The sequence below is a fragment of the Paenibacillus elgii NBRC 100335 genome, from assembly GCF_004000865.1.
Classification (GTDB): Bacteria; Bacillota; Bacilli; order Paenibacillales; family NBRC-103111; genus Paenibacillus_G; species Paenibacillus_G elgii.
Window position 1 is genome coordinate 1 of the sequence record NZ_BIMB01000108.1, and the last position, 4983, is coordinate 4983.

Sequence of the window (4983 nt, forward strand, 5' to 3'; positions counted from 1 at the left end):
GGTGCCCAGCACCCCTTGCCAAACTGAGGCCAAGGTCTGTTCCACTTCTGTGCGCGGCGCCACGTATTCCGTTCCCGTCTGCACGCTTCCTTCCGGCGCCGGCAGCGCTTTACGGTCCAGCTTCCCGTTTGGTGTCAGCGGCATTTGCTCCAATTGGACGAAATAGGACGGGATCATATACCCCGGAAGCTCTTCCGCCAGCGCTCCCCGAAGGTCGCTTACGGTTAGTTCCTGACTTGCAACAAAGTACGCAACGAGATACTTTTGCCCGTTTGCATCTTCACGCGCAAGCACGGTGGCCTCATGCATGGACGCGACTTTCAGCAGTTGCGCCTCCACCTCGCCAAGCTCGATCCGGTACCCGCGGATTTTGACCTGATGGTCGATCCGTCCCAAATATTCGAGATTGCCGTCCGGGAGCCAGCGAGCCAAGTCCCCGGTTCGGTACATCCGCTCTCCGTGTTCATACGGATTGTCGACAAATCTTGCGGCCGTTAGCTCAGGACGGTTCAAATAACCCCGCGCCAAGCCTTCTCCGGCGACATACATTTCCCCCGCGATGCCGATCGGCTGAATTCGCCGCTGCTCATCCAAAATGTAGGCCCGCAAGGTCGGTATCGTCGTCCCGATGTTGCTTTTGCCTAACGCAATTTCCGTTTCCGTTATTTCTTTGTAGGTGACATGTACGGTTGTTTCGGTAATGCCGTACATATTGATCAGTTTGATGTGCGGATATTTCGCTCTCCAATCTTTCAATAAAGCCGGACTTAACGCTTCTCCGCCAAAAATGATATTTCGCAGCTTCAACTCCGCCCCGGCATGGCTTAGCTCTTCCTGCTGCAGTTGATAGAAATAAGTCGGGGTTTGGTTTAGGATCGTCACCTGCTGCGCTTTCAGCAATTGCAGGAATTGCTCCGGACTTTTGGCCGTCAGCGGAGGGACAATGACCAGTTTCCCTCCGTAGAGCAGTGCCCCATACATTTCCCACACCGAGAAATCGAAACAGAAGGAGTGAAATAACGTCCACGTATCGGAAGCCCCGAAATCGAATAAATTTCGATCATTAAACAATAAGCGAACGACGTTTTTATGTTCGATCAAAGTACCTTTCGGCTTCCCCGTCGTTCCCGAGGTATAGATGACATACGCCAGATGATTCGATTCGACGGTATTCCCCAGATTTGAACCGTCCTCATGATAGGACGCATCGCTATTCAAGTCCACCAATTTCCCCGAAAAATCCACTTGATCCATCAAATGGTTTTGAGTGAGCAGCAGCCCTATGCCGGAATCAGCCAGCATATACTGAATGCGCTCCTGCGGGTAATCCGGGTCGATCGGTACATACGCCCCGCCCGCTTTCAGAATGCCAAGGATGCCTACAATCATGTCTAGGGAACGCTCGACCATAATGCCGACAAGCTGATCCGGCTGAACCCCTTCGGCCCGCAAAGTACGCGCCAAGCGGTTCGCCCACTCGTTCAGCTCATAGTAGGTTAACTGCTTGTCTTCGAACACAATCGCGACCTGGTCCGCTGTCTGTTCCGCCTGTTGTTCAAACAGTTCATGCAGTGTCCGCTCTCTCGGATAATCGGCTGCGGTATCGTTGAATGATTGTGTAATGAGCGCCTTCTCCTGCTCGGTAATAATCCCCAAAGCCGAAAGCTTCGCATGCGGAGTTTGGATTGCTTCATCCATGAGCTGCGTAAAATGCAGCGCCATCCGCTTAATGGTTTCTTCCTTGTATAATGCACGGGCGTATTCGACGCTGCAAACTAGCCCTTCCGTCTCCTCTACCACAGTGAAGACCAGGTCGAACTTCGCAACTTGATGTTCGTGCGGATACGATTTGAACTGCAGCCCCTCGAGTTTTTGATCGCCAGGCTCTGCATTTTGCAAGACAAACATCGTGTCGAATAACGGGTTACGGCTCAAATCCCTTTTTACGTTCAGCTTGTCGATCAGTTCTTCAAACGGATAGTCCTGATTATCATAGGCTCTTAACGCGGTCTCCTTGACTTCCAGCATATAGTCATAGAACGTTTTCTCACCCGAAGGGAAGTTGCGGATCGCCAAGGTGTTGACAAACATCCCGATCATGCTTTCCAGATCGGCGTGCGGTCTTCCCGCAATCGGAGTGCCCACGATGATGTCCTCTTGTCCGGAATATTTGTGCAGCATCGTGGTATAAATTGACAACAATACCATGTATAGGGTTGATCCTGTTTCGGCTGCGAGTTTCCTCAATCCGCTGCTTCGCTGGTTATCAATAGTAAATTCAAACCTATTTCCCTCAAAGCTTTGCAATGTCGGCCGCACATAATCCGTCGGCAGATCAAGGACCGGAAGTTCGCCTTTAAATGCATCCAGCCAATATGCTTCCTGCCTGCTCACCCTCTCGCTTTGAACTTCTGATAGCTGCCATGCCGCGTAATCTTTGTACTGGATCCGTAGCGACGGAAGCTCGTTTCCTTCATACAATCGCGTGAACTCCTGAACCATGATACCCACCGATACGCCATCCGAGATGATATGATGCATGTCGAACAGCAGCAAATGACGGTCTTTTTCCAGTTCAATCAGCCCGACCCGCAATAACGGCGCCTGCGAAAGATCAAACGCACGAATAAATCCGCGAATGTGGTGCTCCAATTGCTCATGCTCGACTTGGGCATAATCCACTTTAAATGGCACGGAAGCATGCACCCGCTGAACCGGTTGACCGTCTATCAGCTCAAAGCTGGTTCGGAGCGTTTCATGACGCTGGATCAACTGCTGGAACACATTCTCCAAACGATCCCGGTCCAAAGCACCTTCTACCATCATGATTTCCGGCATATTGTAGCTGATTTCTCCGCCTTCCAAATGACTCAGAAGGTATAAACGCTTTTGGCCCGAAGAAACCGGATAATATGCTCTTTCTTCAACTAACGGGATGGAATTGTAAGTCAACGTGTCCCGTTCTTCGATCAATTGCGCCATTTGCTCAATCGTTGTCGCTTGGAACACTTCACGCAGAGCGATACTGCTATGCAGCTCTTTGTGAATTCGGGCAATCAGCACCGTAGCTCGTAAAGAATGCCCGCCGATCTCGAAGAAGTTGTCCCGGATTCCGACCTTACTGACTCCCAGCACTTCTTGCCAAATTTCCACCAACTGTGACTCTACAGCCGTGCGCGGAGCTACATATTCCGTTCCGGTCGGCACGCTTCCCTCCGGCGCAGGCAGTGCCTTGCGGTCTATCTTCCCGTTGGCCGATAGCGGCATCTGCTCCATCTGTACAAAGTACGACGGAATCATATACCCCGGCAGTTCCCGCGACAGTTCTCTCCTCAGCTCGCTTACCGTCATCTGCTGCTCCGCCACGATATATGCGCAAAGCTGCTTCTGACCGCTTCCGTCTTCCCGCGCTATCACGACCGCTTGCTGTACCGGCGCCAATTTCAACAACTGCGCCTCGATCTCGCCCAGCTCGATCCGGTAGCCACGTATTTTGACTTGATGGTCGATCCGGCCCAGATACTCAACGTTGCCATCGGGCATCCATCGGGCCAGGTCTCCGGTCCGGTACATTCGCTCGCCTGCCACAAATGGATCAGCCATAAACTTCTCCGCCGTTAATTCCGGACGGTTTAAGTAGCCTCTTGCCACCTGCACCCCGGCGATGCACAGCTCGCCTGCCACCCCGACCGGCTGCAGCTGATCCGTGCCTTCCTTCAGGATATACAGCCGTGTATTGTGCACCGGCTTGCCGATTGGAATCACCGCATAGGACTCATCCGGCTCGCAATCGAAGTACGACACCTCGACCGTCGCTTCCGTCGGTCCGTACAGGTTCACCAGTCTCGCTCCGTTTAGCCGCCCAAACGTTTGGTAGAAGCGGGCCACATGCTGTGGCGGCAGTGCTTCCCCGCTCGCTGATACCAGCACCAGTCTCGCCGTTTGCTCGGCAAGCTCGTGCTCCGGCTGCTGCTCGGCATAATCCAGAAACGCAGGCAGCATCGCAGGCACGAGATGGGTCCGGGTGACGCCATAACGCCCGATCGTCTCCAGAATGCGCTCCGGGCTTTTCTCCCCGCCCGGGATAAGCAGGCACACACTGGCGCCCACCGTTGCCCAGCCGAACAGCTCCCATACGGACACGTCAAACGTAAACGGCGTCTTTTGCATAATCACATCGCATTCGCCGACTTGGTAGCGCTGCTGCATCCACTGCAGCCTGTTAAGCACGCCATGATGCTCGACCATAACACCCTTTGGCTTGCCCGTCGAGCCCGACGTATAGATGACATACGACATATCGCGCGGACCGGAACCAAGCGGCAGGTTCGTCGCGTCTTCGGCATAAACTGCTTCATCGTTCAGGTTAATAACGCGGCTTTCCAGCTCACGAGGCGCGCGGTCCAGGAAGCGGCTTTGCATCAGCAGCAGCCTCGCTCCCGAATCTTCGGCGATGTAGCGGATGCGCTCGGTTGGAAACTCCGGATCGATCGGCACATAAGCGCCGCCTGCTTTCAGGATCGCGTAGATGCCCACGATCATCTCCAACGAGCGTTCGACCATGATCGCCACCGGCACATCTGCGCCAACGCCTTGAGCGCGCAGCGTCCGCGCCAGACGGTTCGCCCGCTCGTTCAGCTCGCGGTACGTCAGCCGCTCGTCCTCGAACAGCACTGCTGTCCGCTCCGGCGTACGGGCCGCTTGCTCCTCGAACAACTCATGAATCGTCTTCTCTTGAGGATACTCTGCTGCCGTATCGTTAAAGTGTTCCAGAATCTGTTCTTTTTCTTGTGCCGTTACGATTTCGATCGACGATAGCTGGACTTCGGAATTGTTCACCACTACGTCGATGAACTGTAATAGATGGCTGGCCATCCGTTCCACAGTTTCTTTTTTGTACAATGCGCTGGCATACTCCACGCTGCAAACAAGCTCATCCACTGTTTCGGTCACTTGGAGCGTCAAATCGAATTTCGCTGCTTG

1 protein-coding gene is annotated in these 4983 nt (G+C 53.7%); it reads right to left on the bottom strand.

What is annotated here, in order from left to right; genetic code table 11:
- Positions 1-4983, bottom strand: a 4983-nt coding sequence (locus PEL01S_RS33865) for a non-ribosomal peptide synthetase (RefSeq protein WP_127463324.1), incomplete at both ends; no start/stop codon positions are given.